At 72.2% G+C, this 14,133-nt stretch carries 14 protein-coding genes; 1 reads left to right on the forward strand and 13 read right to left on the reverse strand.

What is annotated here, in order from left to right:
- The 13 genes from ACWCSV_RS34075 to ACWCSV_RS34135 all read right to left on the reverse strand — a co-directional run.
- Positions 1 to 465 (reverse strand): phosphoenolpyruvate carboxylase (locus ACWCSV_RS34075; protein ID WP_451149056.1); only part of this gene is annotated, 465 nt, incomplete at its 3' end.
- Between the two features lie 35 nt (positions 466 to 500).
- On the reverse strand, positions 501 to 1,376 hold the full coding sequence (locus ACWCSV_RS34080; RefSeq protein WP_451149058.1) for a DUF6282 family protein: 876 nt from the start codon (positions 1,374 to 1,376) through the stop codon (positions 501 to 503).
- Positions 1,369 to 3,177 (reverse strand): isocitrate/isopropylmalate family dehydrogenase, encoded by a 1,809-nt coding sequence (locus ACWCSV_RS34085; protein ID WP_451149060.1) that lies wholly within the window; start codon positions 3,175 to 3,177, stop codon positions 1,369 to 1,371. The genes ACWCSV_RS34080 and ACWCSV_RS34085 overlap by 8 nt, the downstream gene beginning before the upstream one ends.
- Positions 3,174 to 3,956, reverse strand: coding sequence for an alpha/beta fold hydrolase (locus ACWCSV_RS34090; protein WP_451149062.1), 783 nt, complete (start codon positions 3,954 to 3,956; stop codon positions 3,174 to 3,176). The genes ACWCSV_RS34085 and ACWCSV_RS34090 overlap by 4 nt, the downstream gene beginning before the upstream one ends.
- Positions 3,953 to 4,888 (reverse strand): hypothetical protein, encoded by a 936-nt coding sequence (locus ACWCSV_RS34095; RefSeq protein WP_451149064.1) that lies wholly within the window; start codon positions 4,886 to 4,888, stop codon positions 3,953 to 3,955. The genes ACWCSV_RS34090 and ACWCSV_RS34095 overlap by 4 nt, the downstream gene beginning before the upstream one ends.
- Before the next feature lie 37 nt (positions 4,889 to 4,925).
- Complete coding sequence (locus ACWCSV_RS34100; protein WP_451149066.1) at positions 4,926 to 6,359, reverse strand: FAD-binding protein; 1,434 nt, start codon at positions 6,357 to 6,359, stop codon at positions 4,926 to 4,928.
- A gap of 71 nt (positions 6,360 to 6,430) precedes the next feature.
- Entirely contained in the window at positions 6,431 to 7,021 is a 591-nt protein-coding gene (locus ACWCSV_RS34105) for a YciI family protein (protein ID WP_451149068.1), read from the reverse strand.
- A gap of 44 nt (positions 7,022 to 7,065) precedes the next feature.
- Complete coding sequence (locus ACWCSV_RS34110) at positions 7,066 to 8,064, reverse strand: NAD(P)H-dependent flavin oxidoreductase (protein ID WP_327174062.1); 999 nt, start codon at positions 8,062 to 8,064, stop codon at positions 7,066 to 7,068.
- A 504-nt stretch (positions 8,065 to 8,568) separates the two neighbouring features.
- Entirely contained in the window at positions 8,569 to 9,597 is a 1,029-nt protein-coding gene (locus ACWCSV_RS34115) for a LysR family transcriptional regulator (RefSeq protein ID WP_451149071.1), read from the reverse strand.
- A 107-nt stretch (positions 9,598 to 9,704) separates the two neighbouring features.
- Positions 9,705 to 10,334: a TetR family transcriptional regulator gene (locus ACWCSV_RS34120; RefSeq protein ID WP_451149073.1), complete on the reverse strand. Its 630-nt coding sequence runs from the start codon at positions 10,332 to 10,334 to the stop codon at positions 9,705 to 9,707.
- Between the two features lie 82 nt (positions 10,335 to 10,416).
- Complete coding sequence (locus tag ACWCSV_RS34125) at positions 10,417 to 11,118, reverse strand: HAD family hydrolase (protein WP_451149075.1); 702 nt, start codon at positions 11,116 to 11,118, stop codon at positions 10,417 to 10,419.
- The gene (locus ACWCSV_RS34130) at positions 11,115 to 12,251 is read right to left on the reverse strand and encodes an oxidoreductase (RefSeq protein WP_451149077.1); all 1,137 of its coding nucleotides are present in this window, start codon (positions 12,249 to 12,251) and stop codon (positions 11,115 to 11,117) included. Before ACWCSV_RS34130 ends, ACWCSV_RS34125 begins: the two co-directional genes overlap by 4 nt.
- Entirely contained in the window at positions 12,245 to 13,225 is a 981-nt protein-coding gene (locus ACWCSV_RS34135) for a ScbA/BarX family gamma-butyrolactone biosynthesis protein (RefSeq protein WP_451149079.1), read from the reverse strand. The genes ACWCSV_RS34130 and ACWCSV_RS34135 overlap by 7 nt, the downstream gene beginning before the upstream one ends.
- Before the next feature lie 157 nt (positions 13,226 to 13,382).
- Between ACWCSV_RS34135 and ACWCSV_RS34140 the strand changes: the two genes are divergently transcribed.
- Positions 13,383 to 14,030, forward strand: coding sequence for a ScbR family autoregulator-binding transcription factor (locus tag ACWCSV_RS34140; protein ID WP_451149081.1), 648 nt, complete (start codon positions 13,383 to 13,385; stop codon positions 14,028 to 14,030).
- Positions 14,031 to 14,133 lie beyond the last annotated feature (103 nt).

The raw sequence follows: 14,133 nt of genomic DNA on the forward strand, positions 1-14,133 counted from the left end.
CTCCAGCAGAGCCGCGATGCGGCGGAGCTTGTTCAGCACCGAGCGGCGGGCGGCCTCGGTGGGGTGGGCCGTGAACACGGGCCGCACGTTGAGGTGTTCGACGGCGCGGGCCAGACCTTCCGGCGACTCCTGCGCGGCCTGCCGCACGACCCGGGCGAGGGCGGCACTCGCCCCTTCGCGGGCGGTGCGCAGCTCGCGGCTCCGGTGCACCTGCTCGGTGACGTTGGCCAGGTGGAAGTAGGTGGAGAAGGCGCGGACCAGTTTGGCCGCGGTCCGCAGTTCGGTTCCGCGCAGCAGGGCGTCGGCGGACTCGCCGTCCTCGCGGGCCAGCCGGCGGACCTTCTCGACCAGGTCGAGGAGGTCCGCTCCCTCCTGGCGGACGAGGGTCTCGTCCAGCAGCCGGGCGAGATGCTGGATGTCCGCGTGCACGGCGGCGTGCGAGGCGTGCGGTGTTCGGGCGTTCATGGCTGCTCCTGGGTGGGGAGTGGTGAAGGTCCGGTTCACGGCGTCAGCAGGTTCGCGGGGTTGGAGCGGGTGATGTCCTCGATCTCCTGGGTCGTCAGGCCCGCGTCGCGGAACCACCGCGTGCAGAGGTCCAGCCATTCCTCGACGTCCGGCTGGTCGGGCTGTCCGAGGTCGGAGCTGAACACCACGCGGGGGTGGGCGCGCACGACGTCGCCGAGGTGGCCGGCGTCGTGGTGCCCCAGCAGCAGCGTCAGCGCGGTGACTTCGACGTGGAGACCCGGTACGGAGGAGAGGTCGGCCAGGTCGGCGGGGGTGAAGCCCGACATGGGGTGGGTCGCGTGGGTGAGGAGGAGGCGGGGTACGCCAAGCCGCACGGCCTCGTCCACCACCCGCAGCGCCGCCTCCCGGTCACAGTGGCCCGTCGCCAGTACGACGGGCAGGTCGCGGGCCGTGCGGAGCACCTCTCCCACGTCCCGGCGCAGCCGCCCGTCGGGAGCGAGTACGCCGTCGGCGCGCCACCGGTCGGCGTCGAGCAGCGGGTGGAACGAGGTGCGCCGCAGCGTGGAGGTGTGCGCGGGGCCGGCCAGCGTCGGCAGGTGGACGACCAGGCGGGCGGGGGTGTCCGGGCCGTGCGCGTACACCGCCTGTTCGACGGCGCTCGGGCGGATACCACCGGCCAGTTCGTTGAGGACGAGCGTGCCGGAGACGGGCAGCCCTTCCTGCCTGGCTTCCCAGGCACGGGCCGCCGTCGAGGTGAGATGGCTCTTCAGTACGACCCAGCCGCCCACCTTCGCGTACGCCCGGCCTGCGGCGGCCGACGTGAGCCGCCGGTCGTAGAGGTCGGGGCCCGCGTGGTAGTGGACGTCCACCAGGGAGTGCGCGGCCGTCCCGTCCACGGCCGTCTCAGGCATGGGAGGGCTGCCTGCCGCCGTCCCACGGCTTGGCGTAGCCGTACCGCAGGCGGGCCTCGTCGAGGCGGAGGCCGGCCGCGACCGCGGCGCCGATGGCGCCCTCGGTCCGCTCCACGCCCTCCGCGCGTTCGGCGACCTCCGCTGCGTACGCGTCGGGCACCACCAGCACTCCGTTGTCGTCGGCGACCACGATGTCGCCAGGCCGCACGGTGATGCCGCCTACGGTGACGTCCCGGCCGGTCGCCGCGAGTTCCACCCGGTTCTTCCCGCTGACCATCGTGGCGCCGGTGCTGTAGAGCGGGTAGCCGGCGGCGCGGATCTCCGCGATGTCCCGGGCCGACCCGTGCAGGGCGGTGCCGCGCACCCCGCGACGCTGCGCCAGGCTCGTCAGGAGCGAGCCCCAGTTGGTGCAGGTCGTGCTGCCCGCGTTGTCAATCACGACGAACGAGCCCTCGGGCACGTCGTCCAGGTAGTTGGCCGCGTTGCGGAAGCCCTCCCCCGTGTCGTCGACGGGCTGGTACGTGACGGTGAACGCCCGGCCCGCCGCCCGGGTCCCCGGCACCCTCGGGGCGATGCCGGCGAGGACCCCGCCGACCCCGAGGCTGTCCAGCGCGTCGGAGACGGAGGCGGTGTCGAGGCGGGCGAGCCGGTCGACCAGGTCGTCCGAGGGCGCCTGGCCGACCCGTGGAGCAATGGTCTCGGCAGCGCTGCCGGCGGGGGCGAGTTCCCCGGCCACGGCCCGCGCGACCTCCTGGGTGCCGCTCGTTCCGCCCATGTCGTAGGTGACGGTCGTCCGGCGCTCCGCCACCGTCCGTACCGCGGCCCTGATCTCCTCGCCGGGGACGGCCAGGTCCAGGTGGTCGAGCATCTGGGCCACGGCGAGGAGCATGGCCATGGGGTTGGCGCGGTCCTGTCCGGCCATGCCCGGGGCGCTGCCGTGCACCGGCTCGAAGTAGCTGCCGTGGTCGCCGATGTTGCCGCTGGGAGCGAGGCCGAGTCCGCCCATGACACCCGCGCCGAGGTCGGAGAGGATGTCTCCGAACATGTTCTCGGCGACCAGCACGCCGAACCGTTCCGGTCTGCGGACCATCCAGAGGGCGACCGCGTCGACGTTGAGGATCTCGGTCTCGATGTCGGGGTAGTCCCGCGCGATCAGTTCGAGCCGCTCACGGAGGTGGTTGCTGCTGTGGCGCAGGACGTTGGGCTTGTCGACCAGGGTGAGCCGGTGGTGGCCCCGGGAGCGTGCGTAGGCGAATCCGTGGCGCAGCAGCCGGTCCATGCCGAACTCGGTCTGGAGACGCAGCGTGACGCTGGTCGCGGCGGCGCCGGAGGCCTGGGCGTTGGGGTGGTCGCGGACGGCGTTCCACAGCGCGTCGTCCAGGCCGTGGACGTCGAAGCCCGCGTAGAGGCCCTCGGTGTTCTCCCGGATCACCGTGAAGTCGAAGCGCCCGTCCACCAGGTCGCTGACCGGGCGGATGTTGGCGTACAGGTTCAGCCGCTGGCGCAGCTGGATGACCGGGGAGACGAAGGTGAGGCCCGTTCCGCGCAGTCCGGGGGGCAGTTCGGCCTCCGCCTCGCGCAGCGGCTTGCTCGTGATGGCGCCGAGGAGGCAGGTGTCGGTCTCCTCCAGCAGCTTCCAGGTGCGCTGCGGGACGGGGTTGCCCTCCTCGCGCCAGCACTCCCAGCCGATGTCGCCGAAGCGCAGGTCGAGGGGGAGGTTGAGCCTGTCCACGGCGTCGAGGGCGGCGGAGGTGACCTCCGGTCCGATGCCGTCGCCGGGGAGGACCGCGACGCTCTTCATGTGAGTCCCTTCTCGCGCAGGAAGGTGTCGACGAGGGCGGACACCTCTGCGGTGCGTTCGAAGTGGGGGCGCATGCCGGCCCCCGCGATGATGTGCACCCGGTGGTGGGGTGCGGCGGCGGTGTGGCGCTGGGTGACGAGCTGGGAGTGGCTGCCGACGATCTGCAGCAGCGGTCCGGAGTGGGCCCGCACGGCCGCAGTGACGTCGGTGCCGCACAGCAGCCGCATGCCCTCGGCCAGGCGGCTCCCGGCGTGGGGGTCGTGCGGGGCGGGGGTGGCGGTGCCGGCGGCGGGGCAGTGGCCGTAGGGCCTCACACGCCGGTCGAGGAGGGCGAGCGCGTAGTCGGAGCGGCCGTCGGCGGCCAGATCCGCGATGTCGCCGAGCCGGGATTCCAGGAGTGCGTCCGTGCGGGCGGGTCCCGAGACGAGCAGTGCGGCCGTGGTGGGGGCGAGGTCGGGGAGCAGCGCCTGGGCCACCGCACCGCCGAGGGCGTTTCCGCAGATCAGGTCGATGTGGCCGTACTGCGGGAGGAGTGCGCGCCAGCGGGCGACGAAGTGGTCCATCGAGTCGTCGCCCTCCTCGCGCAGTGCGAGGGTGTCGACGACGGTCACCCGCAGGCCGGCGTCGGCCAGGACCTGGGTGACGGGGGCGAAGAACGCTCCTCCGTCCCAGCGGGGGGTGACCGGTCCAAAGACCAGTGCGTGTGCCGGGTTGGCCAGACCCGCGGCGGCCTTCGGTCCGAAGACCGCCGCGGGGACAGCGGTGGCGGTGTGCGTCACCGGACGGTGGCGAGCGCACGTGCGGTGACGATGCCCTCGCGGTGACTGCCGCTCAGCAGGTCCTTGCGGCGCTCGACCGGGAGGTCGTAGCGGCCCAGGACCAGGTCGGGCAGCGGCAGGGAGGGGGTCCCCTCGGGGATGGCGGAGAGGAGCAGGTCCGCCAGTTCCAGGGCGGGGCCGAGGTGGAGCCGGGCGGCGGCCTCCGTGTCGGTACGGTCGAGGTGCGCCAGCCACTGCTCGGCGATGAGGTTGCCGGGGCCCTTGCCCATGCCCTGGATCGAGGAGTCCATCCAGGTCGCGCCCGCGGCCACCGCGCTGATCGCGTTGGACAGGGCGAGACCCAGGTTGTTGTGGGCGTGCAGGCCAACCGGGCCGCCGGTGACCGACTTGGTCAGGGTGGTGAGGTCGGTGGTGTCCACGGGAGAGAGGCTGCCGTTGGAGTCCGCGAGGTAGACGACGTCGGCGCCCGCGTCGGTGGCGGCGGTGGCGACCTCGACGACGTCGCGGCCTTCCCACTGGCTGATCCGGGCGAAGTTGACCCCGACCTCGAAGCCGATGTCCTTGGCCTGGCGTATGTACTCCAGGCCGCGTTCGTAGCCCTTGGACGGCAGGATGATGCGGACCAGCCGGGAGCCGGCGGCGTACATGGCGGGCAGGTCGTGTTCGGTGATGTTCTTGGGGTGCAGGATCATCGCGACCCGGGCCGCCCCGATCTCACGGGCCACCGCGGCGATGAACTCGTCGTCGCCGCGTCCCGTCAGCCCGATGTTGGGTACCGGCAGGAGCGAGCCCTTGCGGTAGGCGATCTCGACCCAGTCGAATCCCGCCTCGACGCTGAGCCGCGCGTGCTCGATCGCGTAGTCGAGGGGGAAGTTGAAGCCGTTGCGGTAACCACCGTCGCGGAGGGTCACGTCGATGTTGACGATGTTCATGGTTCCTCCAGGGAGAGTTTCGGGCGGGCGGGCGGAATCAGGCGGACTGGCCGGCGGCGGCGTGGTGGGCGGCGAGCCGGCCGAAGATCAGGGAGCGCAGCACGGACGTGGCCGGCGGGTAGGCGTGGTAGAAGAGGCCGGTGGCCTCTCCCGCCGCGTACAGGCCGGGGATGGCGGTGCCGGACGGGGTGACCACGCGGCCGTCGACATCGGTGCGGACGCCGCCGTAGGTGAAGCAGACGGCGGACGTGAGGGGAACGCCGATGAAGGGCGGGGTGTCCAGCGGGGTGGCCCAGTTGGACTTCTGCGGCGTGAGTCCGGTGGTGGACTTGCCGTCGAGGCGGGTCGGGTCGAACTCACCGGGGACGACGGCCGCGTTGAACTCCGCGACGGTCTTCTCCAGTCCCTCGGCGTCGATGCCCAGCTTGGTGGCCAGCTCCTCCAGGGAGTCGGCCTGCTCGGGGTCGACGTCACTGAGCAGCGAGTTCCGGAAGCCGGGGATGGCGAGGGTCTTCGCGTCGGCGATCCAGTACGCCTCCTGGCCCTGGTTCTTCCAGATCTCGTACCCGACGTGCTCGAAGGTGTTGTCCCAGGTGTCGCGCCCCTCGTCGAAGAAGCGCCGCATGGAGGAGTTGACGAAGATGCCCGTGCTGAAGCCGTAGAGCACCGCGTCGGCCTTGGTGGTGCGGGTGTCGACCGGCTCGGCGTGGATGCCGTCGAACTGGCCCGCGGTGTCGGCGCCCAGTTCCAGTGCCATGCGCAGGGCGTCGCCGCGGCTGTTGGTGATGCCGGGGGCGATGAGCGGGAGGTCGCAGGCCTTGTCGCCGAGGTAGCGGGTGAGCATCTCGGTGTTGCCCTGGAAGCCGCCGCTGGCGAGGATCACCGCACGGCCCTGGATCCGCCGGGTGTGGCCGTCGGAGGTACGGACCAGGACGCCGTCGACCGTGCCGTCGTCGGAGGTCGTCAGGCGGAGCGCCTCGGTCTCGTAGTGGATCTCGACCCGCGGGTCGTTCTCCAGGGCTGCGCCCAGGTGTTCGACGATCGAGGCGCCACCGCCTCGGGGGCTGGCCGGCGGGTTCATGGTCGGGGTGCCGCCGTTGAAGGTGTGCGGCAGCGGGAAGGGCTCGAAGGCGATCTCGACACCGTGCTTCTCGACGAAGTTCAGCACCTGCGGGGTCTCGCGCTCGACGGTGCGGCAGTAGTCGGCGTCCGCGAGGCCGCCGGAGACCCGCCCGACGTGGTCGGCCCAGTCGGTGTCCAGCTGCCGGTCCTCGGTGATCCGCAGGAACGCGCCGGTCCAGCGGGTGGCTCCGCCGCGCTTCTCCTTGGTCGCCCGCTCGAGAACGGCGATCCGGGCCGGGGTGTCACGGCCTTCGGTGGCTTCGGCGAAGGACAGCGCGGCCGACAGGCCGGCGGCGCCGAACCCGATGACGACGAGGTCGTAGGGAGCCGGGGTGGACGAGGCTGACATGGATTCTCCTCGAAGAGAGAGTGGGTGATGGCGAGGTGTGGGGGGATGCGTGGGGGGATGCGGGACGGGGCTCAGCGGTTGGGGGTGATGACCCGGCTGGTGCGGTAGAGCCGGTACTTCGCACCCGTGGTGGTGCCGGCGAAGTCCTGGTAGCGGCGGGCGAATTCGGGGTCCTCGAAAATCGCGTCGAAGGACTTGCGGTCCGCCCAGGCCGCGAAGTTGACGATGGCGTCGCCGTCGACGCTCGTCAGCAGGCGGGAGCCCTTGAAGCCGTCGGCGGTGGCGGCGACGTGCTCGACCACGGAGGCGAGCGCGGCCACGCTGGCGGGTGCGTCCTCGGTGGCGGCCACGTTGATGAGGAACACGCCGTCGTCCGGCACGGCGGCGGTGACGACGCCCGGGCTGGCGTTGCGGCCCTCGAAGGCGAGTTGCTCGTACGAGGCGATGCCGAGCTTGGTCCAGGGGTCGCTCTCGATGAGCTCGCGCACCTCGGTCGCGTCGAGGTCGGCGGTCACGATGACGGCGCCGCCCTCGGGGCGGGGACCGCTCAGCAGGATGCGGCCCTGGTCACCGTGGTCGCGCAGCCATGCCTTGTGCTCGGCCATGTGGGCGAGAACGGTCTCTCGCGGGGTGAGGTAGGTGAGGGTGAGTACGTGAATCATTCCGGGTTCTCCGTGAGTGCGAAGTGGCGGGTGGAGGGGGGCGTTCAGGCCGTGGGGCCGGGAGCGGGGGCGATCCGGCGGGCAAGGCCGGTGAGGATCTCCTCGGCGTCGGCCACGACGCGCTGGACGACCTGAGCGGCCGGCTGGATGTCCTCGATCAGGTCGAGCACCTCCCCCGCGAACATGGCGCGCTGGGTGGTGTCGTCACGGGCGACCGCGGCGGCCCACTCGGGCTCGACCGAGGCCCGCAGGGCGGCGAGTTCGGCGTCGCGCCCGGTCCAGGTGCGGGTGAAGTCGTTGCTCACGGAACGGGCGCGGTAGACCTCGTCCCACGGGATGCCGCGCACGACGTCGAACGCGCGGGTGTCGACGGTGTCCGCGGTCCGCGCGGACATCAGGTGGGACTTGAATCCGGTGGTGGCCAGCGACTCCTCGGTCGCCGCGAACCGGGTTCCCATCATCACGCCGTCGGCGCCGAGCGCGAGAGCGGCAGCCAGCCCGCGGCCGTCGGCGAATCCGCCGGCCGCGACCACCGGCACCGCGCCGTCGGTGATCTCGATGACGGCCGGTACGAGCGGCAGGGTGGCCTGCGTCTTGTGGTGGCCGCCGGCCTCGGCGCCCTGGGCCACGAGCACGGACGCTCCGGCACGCACGGCGATCAGGGCCTGTTCCGGGTCGTGCACCTGGACGATGACCCGTGACCCGGCGTCGGTGGCCGACGCGACGAACCGGTGCACCTGCGCGGCGTCGCCGAAGGAGAGGGCGATGACCGGCGGCGCGTAGCCGAGGACCTTGTCCCAGAGGCCGGGGCGGTCGTCGAAGGTGAACATGACGCAGCCGACTCCCCAGACGCCGCCCGCCTCGGCCGCCCGGGCCACGTGTTCGTCGATGAAAGCGGCGTCGCCGTAGCTGACGCCGACAAGGCCGAGACCGCCGGCACGGGTCACGGCCCCGGCGAGGGCCCCGCCGGTCACGGAGCCCATCGGGGCGCAGACGACCGGATGGTCGATTCCGAGCAGTTCCGTCAGCTTGGTCGAGATCACGATGCTCCCTGGTCCGTTTCTGTCGCACGACTGGGAACGGCCGGCAGGCCGTAAGGAAAAGGAGGGCGCGAGACCGAATTCCGCATTGAATTCGGTGCGCGGGTACGCAGCGCGGCCGGCGAATCGAATCCGCCCGGTGAACCCGTTCTGCTCTGTGTCCATGACATTAGCCACCGATCCCGCCGCCGGTCCAAGACGCAAATCGCGTAACTGCCATAGGCGGACCCCTATATCGCCTGGCGGGGGAAACGGAAGCGGCGTGCACCCCGGGTCGGGGGACCCGGGACACACGCCGCTGAGGAGGTTGGTGGGGCTGGGACAGACACGGCTGGGCCGTGTTCCGAAAGAAGCGCCGTCCGCTCGGAGGGCGGGTCGGGCGGCGTCCGGGGCGTGCGGTCGCACGGCGGAGGGCCGCCCCGGCACTGGATGTATCGGGACGCCCCGGCAACGCGGCGAGCGTGCGTGCCGGGCGGCGCCCGACAGGCGGGACTTCCAGAGCCCGGCCTACTCGGCGAAGAACCCCCAGCCCCGCTCGCCGGCGACCCGCTGGAGCACGCGCGCCTCATGGCTGTCGCCGGCCGCGGTCACCGCGAGACGCTCGCGCGGCGGCCTGCTGGTGGGGAGGGGCCGCCACACCAGGTGCGGCTCCTTCTCGACGGCGCGGCGCGGTCGCAGCGCCACCAGGTCGGCGGTCGTCTGGAGGGCGTGCAGGAACAGGGCGTGCTGGTCCTGGTCGACCGGGTGGAGCACCGAATTCCAGCCCAGCCTTGCCAGATGGGCGGGGATCGTGTCCGCGAACCCGGGCGCGCAGCCCTCGTCGTACCAGAGCAGGCGCTGGCGTGCGAGGTCGCTCCAGGTCGGTTCCGTACGCTCGGCGAGCGCGTGCTGCTGCGCCATGACGACGCCGAGCGGCTCGTCCCAGACCACGGCGCCCACCAGATGCGGCGAGAGGATCGGCATGCGCACGATGCCGAAGGCGAGCTCTCCCCTTCTCAGCAGGTCGTCCTGGTCCGCCGCCCCCACCGAGCGCATCCGCAGCCTCACCCCGGGGTCGCGCCCGCCGTCCGGACCGTCTCCGGGCAGCCCGTTCTGCACCTCGATGAGCACATCGGCCGGTACGCCGCCGCAGACGCCGACGGACCAGACCTGCGGAGCGGGGGCCGCGGCGGCGATGGCCGAGCGCAACTGGCCGGGAATTCCCTGTATTTCCCGGAGGAAGGCCCGGCCGCCGGCCGTGAGTTCAACCCCACGCGAACTGCGGATGAACAGCGCCGCTCCGACGCGTTTTTCCAGTCGGCGAATTTGCTGACTGAGGCTCGGCTGCGAGATGCGGAGTTGCTGGGCAGCAGCCGACACGGTCCCGCTGCGTACCACGGTGAGGAAATACCGGAGATGCCTCATGTCGAAATCGTCGACGTCCCGCGCGTCGGAGACGGCGCGATGGACGGCGTCACTCACCGCGTTCGGCACCCGCCCGTCGGGGTCGGCGCCCACCGGGGCACGCTGGCCCGCCCACTCGTCAAGCACGCTCATCCACTTCCTCCAGAGTGTCGTCGCCCCTGCCCCGCAGGGACGTGCCCAGTCGGCTTCACGTGCACTGGTCCGAGCATGACAGTAAAATTCGTTCTCGAAGGTATTTTTTACGCACCCGAAACGGCATCTTCTTCTCCGAGTCCCGCTACCGGCACCTGGTCGGCGGACAACGCCGCGAAGAGGAGCCGCCAGAGCGGTTCCACGACGGGCATCCCCCCGCGCTCGCCGCCCTGGGCGGGTGCGTGCAGCAGGCCGTAGATCATCGTCATCAGCAGATGGGCGACGAGGCGCGGCGAGTACGCGGGGAATCCGCTGTCGCGCTGCGCCCGGCGCACCAGGGCCATCAGGGCGTTCTGTACGTCGGCGAGCACATCGGCGAAGGCGCACCCGAAAACCGGGCACTCGGACGCGAGGCGGACGGCGGCGCGCAGCCGCACGTCCGACTGGAGCCGGCGGGCGAAGCCGATGACGACGCTCTCCAGGACGCTCCGGCCGTCGACACCCGGGGTGTCGTGCTCGGCCCGCAGGTGCGCCCAGACCTGTCGCGCCTCGTCGATCAGCGCTCCCGCCAGTAACTTCTTCGAGGAGAAGTGCCCGTAGAGCGCACCTTTGGTCATTCCGGTGCGCTCGGCCACGGCGCTGAGCGTCGCTCTGCTGTACCCCTGGGCGGCGAACTCCTCGGCCGCGGCCGTCAGTACCTTCTCCCGCGTGCGCCGCGCCCGTTCCTGTATGGCCATCTTCTGCGCCCCTCCCTACTGATGAAATCCCATACATACCATCAGAAAGGATTCTTTAATAGGAATCGCGCCTTCCGAGGTCTCAAAAGCTCTCCGCCCGAAGGCGCCCCCGCCGGCCCGGGAGGACCGTCCAACCGGAGCGCTCCGCCTCCCTGTTCAGCACCTCGGACGTGCCCACCACCACCGGCCTGCCCACGGCGCGGAGCAGGGCCAGGTCGCTCTCGTGGTCGCCGTAGGCAAAGCAGTCGCCCGGGTCGGCTCCGCGCTCCCGCATGGCCCGGATCACGGCCTCCGCCTTGGCCTCGCCGATCATCGGCCGGAGCACCTCCCCGGTCAGCACGCCGTCGGCCCCCACCTCCAGCTCGGTGCAGAGCACGGTCGCGACCCCCAACTCCTCGGCGAGGGGGGCCAGGACCGGGTGCATCGACCCCGACACCAGAACGGCCTCGCGGCCCGCCAGCCGGTGCCCGGCGAGGGCCTCCACGGAGTCGAGGACGAACGCCGCGGCCCCCCGGCGGTAGGTGTCGTACCAGAGCCGGCCTGCCGCTTCGAGGTCTGCCAGGGCGACACCGGCGTAGCGCCGGTAGTACCACCGGTTCAGCGCCTCGCGATCCGGTGCGGACCGCGCCGCGGCCCGCAGGGCGGAGGCCTCCGCATCGGCCCGCGAGGGGTCCGTCTCCGCCAGCCAGTACTCCCTGAACGCCACCATGCTCTTGGCCGCGATCACCGTCTCGTCGACGTCGAAGAACGCGAGCGCCGGCCGCTTCCGCTCCACGGCCGTCATCCGGCACCCCCGCCGTCCCGGGCGTACTCCTCCCGCGTCAGCACCGCGTCCGCGTAGGCGTCGGCCGCGCTCCCGACGGCGAGCGCCCCGTGCCCAGCTGCCGTGGTGACGTCCCGCCAGGCGCGCTGCACCGGGCTGTCGGGGTTCTGGCCCCGCATGCCCGAGGCGTGGAAGAGCTCGTCGACCGCTTCCCGGCACAGCAGTGCCGCCGTCGCGGCGTCGCGGCGGTTCTCGGCCACCGTGAGCGCGGTGATCTCGCCCCGGTCCGCGCGCTCCGCCGCGCAGGCGAGCAGCAGGCCCGCGGCGTGGATCTGCGCCGACGCCCGCGCCAGGAGGGTCACGTGTTCCGCTCTGCGCGGCAGCGCCTGGACGCACTCGGCCGTCCACGCCCGCAGCGCCGCGCGGGCCGCCCCGAGCACCGGCGCCGCGAAGATGAGCGCGGCGACCATCGGGTACGGGACGCGGTGGCAGCGGGCCGCGCCGGGCAGCGGGCTCAGCAGCGCACTCAGCGGGAAGGAGCGGTGGGAGGGTACGACGACACCCTCCGCGGTGACGCTGTTGCTGCCGCTCCCCCGCAGGCCGACGGAGTACCAGGTGTCCTGGACGGAGAGCGCCGCGCGCGGCACGGCGAAGATGCGGTGCTCGGGCCCCTCGGAACCCGGTGTCCAGGACGCGAGCAGCACCCAGTCCGCGTGGTCGACACCGCTGGCCAGGCGCCACTGCCCGTCCAGACGCCAGCCGCCGGACACCGCCTCGGCCCTGCCCTGCGGCGGAACGACGGACGCGGCGATGAGCACGTCCGGGCCCTGGGCCCAGAGGTCGCGCTGCCCCTGTTCGGGGAGGTAGGCGGCCAGCCTGCCGTGGGCCGCGTACAGCGCGGCGCACCATCCCGTGGCCGCGCAGTTCTCCGCCGCGGCCGAGGCGTCGGCGAGCAGTCCGGCGAAACTCCCCGCCGTGCCCCGCCACCGGGTGGGCACGAAGTGGCGGGGGAACCCCGCGTCGGCCAGGGCGGCGGCGACTTCCGGGCCGAGCCTGCGGCGCTGTTCGGCGCCCCACGCGTCCCGGCGCGCCGCCGCCGCGAGCGTGCTCCGTACGTCCCGTTCCCCGGCGGTGGTGTGCCGGCCGGTCAGCACGTCGTCCCCCGCCGGGCCGGGGAGGGCTCGCCCGCTCCGAATCGCACCCGGGCGCACGCGAGTTCCCGGTCGCCCTGGCAGGCGCGGAGCGTGAGCGCCGTCCCGTCCAGCCCCGCGGGCTCCGCGGTGATCGACACGGGGGCGTCCAGCTCGCCGAATGCCTTGAACTCCACGGCGAGCAGGAGCGTTCCGTCCGTCCAGGGTCCACCGCCCGCCGCGGCGGCGCCCGCCTGCCGGAACGCCTCCACCAGGGCCATGCCCGGCACGTGGTCGGACTCGTGGTCGAAGAGCACGCCGTGTTCCAGGTCCAGACGCAGCCACCACACGTCCGGCCGGAGCGGGTCGCCGTCGATGAGGACGTCGCGCTCGGAGGAGTCCACGCGCACCCGGGGCGCCGGCTGCCCGTCGAGCCCCGGTCCGTGCCGCCCTCCCCCACGCTTGCGCACCACGGCGTAGCGACGGGGGTCCATGGGCTCCCAGCACACCCGCACCCGCCCGAACCGCCGGGAACCGGCCAGCACGTCCGCCTCCAGCTCGAAGCGCAGGCGCCGTTCACCGGCGGCGGGGCCGCGGCATACGCTGTGGAGCCCGACCGCGAGGGGCTCCGTGCCGACCGGCGGGAGCGCTTCGTCCAGATCCACGGAGAGCTCGCTCAGAACGAAGGCCGAGCCGTGCCCGATACCGAAGAAGCGGTGGGACAGGTGGATCGCGGTCTGCCGCGCGGTCTCGGCGAGCAGCACCGGGTCGGCGGCGCAGCCGCCGTGGTGGCCGAGGTAGTGGCTGCGGCGCCAGCGGGCCGCGACCGCGATGCTTCCGTCGTCGAGGAGCAGTGCGTCCGTCAGGAGTACCTCCGCGTCTGCCGACTTGTGGACGGATTCGCGCGGAACGAAGTGGCCGAAGTTCATTCCCTTCCAGTGGCGCTCCGGCCCGGGGTGGCGGCCGGCAGGTACCTCAAGTCCAGGTATGACGTGCACGCTCGCGATTTTCCTTCCTGGTCGCCGTGGAAGCCACGCACCGGTATCGTCCCGACGCAACACGTGGCGATGACGAGAAATATACCTTCGGGAAGGTATATTGACAGGTCGTTTTCCGCCATGCCCGCATGCGCCACACCCGCCAAGGACGGTTTCCATGCCAGAGCCGCAGTCCACAGCCTTCGCCTCCCGGGCGATCCCCTCCAGGAGAGGTTCGGACCCCAAGCAGGAACGCTCGGCCCGTACCCGCCTGCGCGTGCTGATCGGCGCGGCGGAGCTCTTCAGCGAACGCGGTTTCCAGCAGACCTCGGTCAAGGACGTGGCCGACAGGGTCGAGATGACGAAGGGGGCGGTGTACTTCCACTACCCGACCAAGGAAGCACTCGCGGTGGCGATCGTGGAGGAGCACTACGCACGCTGGCCGCGCCTGCTCGACGAGGTCACCGACGAGGGCCTCGGCCCGCTCGACACCGCCGCGCGGATGCTGGAACTGGCCGCCCGCGCCTTCGAGAGCGACGTCATCGTGCAGGCCGGCGCCCGACTGCAGATCGAACGGCCCCAGATAGACGCCGAGTTGCCGACGCCGTACGTCGACTGGATCGCTCTTCTGTCGTCCTTGCTGACCTCCGCGCTCGATGCGGGCGACCTGCGACCGGGTATCGCCCCCGACGAGGCCGCGCGCGCCCTGGTCTCCGCGTTCTTCGGGTCCCAGCACGTGTCCGACGTCCTCAGCGGCCGCGCGGACGTCGTGCAGCGCTGGCAGTCGCTGGGCGTTCTGCTGTTCCGCGCGATCCGCTCCGAATGAGAGTGCTCCCGGGGGGAGTGGTCTCGCCCGGCCGGACTTCTACGTGTTCGCGGCCGGTGAGCACTCCGGCATTCCCGGCTTCGTCTCGCACCTGCGCCGTGCT

This window comes from Streptomyces sp. NPDC001770 (genome assembly GCF_053596135.1).

What these genes read in the sequence shown, in the direction of transcription:
- ACWCSV_RS34080 (WP_451149058.1), bottom strand. Translation starts at nt 1,376, where the DNA reads ATGCCTGAGACGGCCGTGGACGGGACGGCCGCGCACTCCCTGGTGGAC.
- ACWCSV_RS34085 (WP_451149060.1), bottom strand. Translation starts at nt 3,177, where the DNA reads ATGAAGAGCGTCGCGGTCCTCCCCGGCGACGGCATCGGACCGGAGGTC.
- ACWCSV_RS34095 (WP_451149064.1), bottom strand. Translation starts at nt 4,888, where the DNA reads ATGAACATCGTCAACATCGACGTGACCCTCCGCGACGGTGGTTACCGC.
- ACWCSV_RS34100 (WP_451149066.1), bottom strand. Translation starts at nt 6,359, where the DNA reads ATGTCAGCCTCGTCCACCCCGGCTCCCTACGACCTCGTCGTCATCGGG.
- ACWCSV_RS34105 (WP_451149068.1), bottom strand. Translation starts at nt 7,021, where the DNA reads ATGATTCACGTACTCACCCTCACCTACCTCACCCCGCGAGAGACCGTT.
- ACWCSV_RS34115 (WP_451149071.1), bottom strand. Translation starts at nt 9,597, where the DNA reads ATGAGCGTGCTTGACGAGTGGGCGGGCCAGCGTGCCCCGGTGGGCGCC.
- ACWCSV_RS34120 (WP_451149073.1), bottom strand. Translation starts at nt 10,334, where the DNA reads ATGGCCATACAGGAACGGGCGCGGCGCACGCGGGAGAAGGTACTGACG.
- ACWCSV_RS34125 (WP_451149075.1), bottom strand. Translation starts at nt 11,118, where the DNA reads ATGACGGCCGTGGAGCGGAAGCGGCCGGCGCTCGCGTTCTTCGACGTC.
- ACWCSV_RS34140 (WP_451149081.1), top strand. Translation starts at nt 13,383, where the DNA reads ATGCCAGAGCCGCAGTCCACAGCCTTCGCCTCCCGGGCGATCCCCTCC.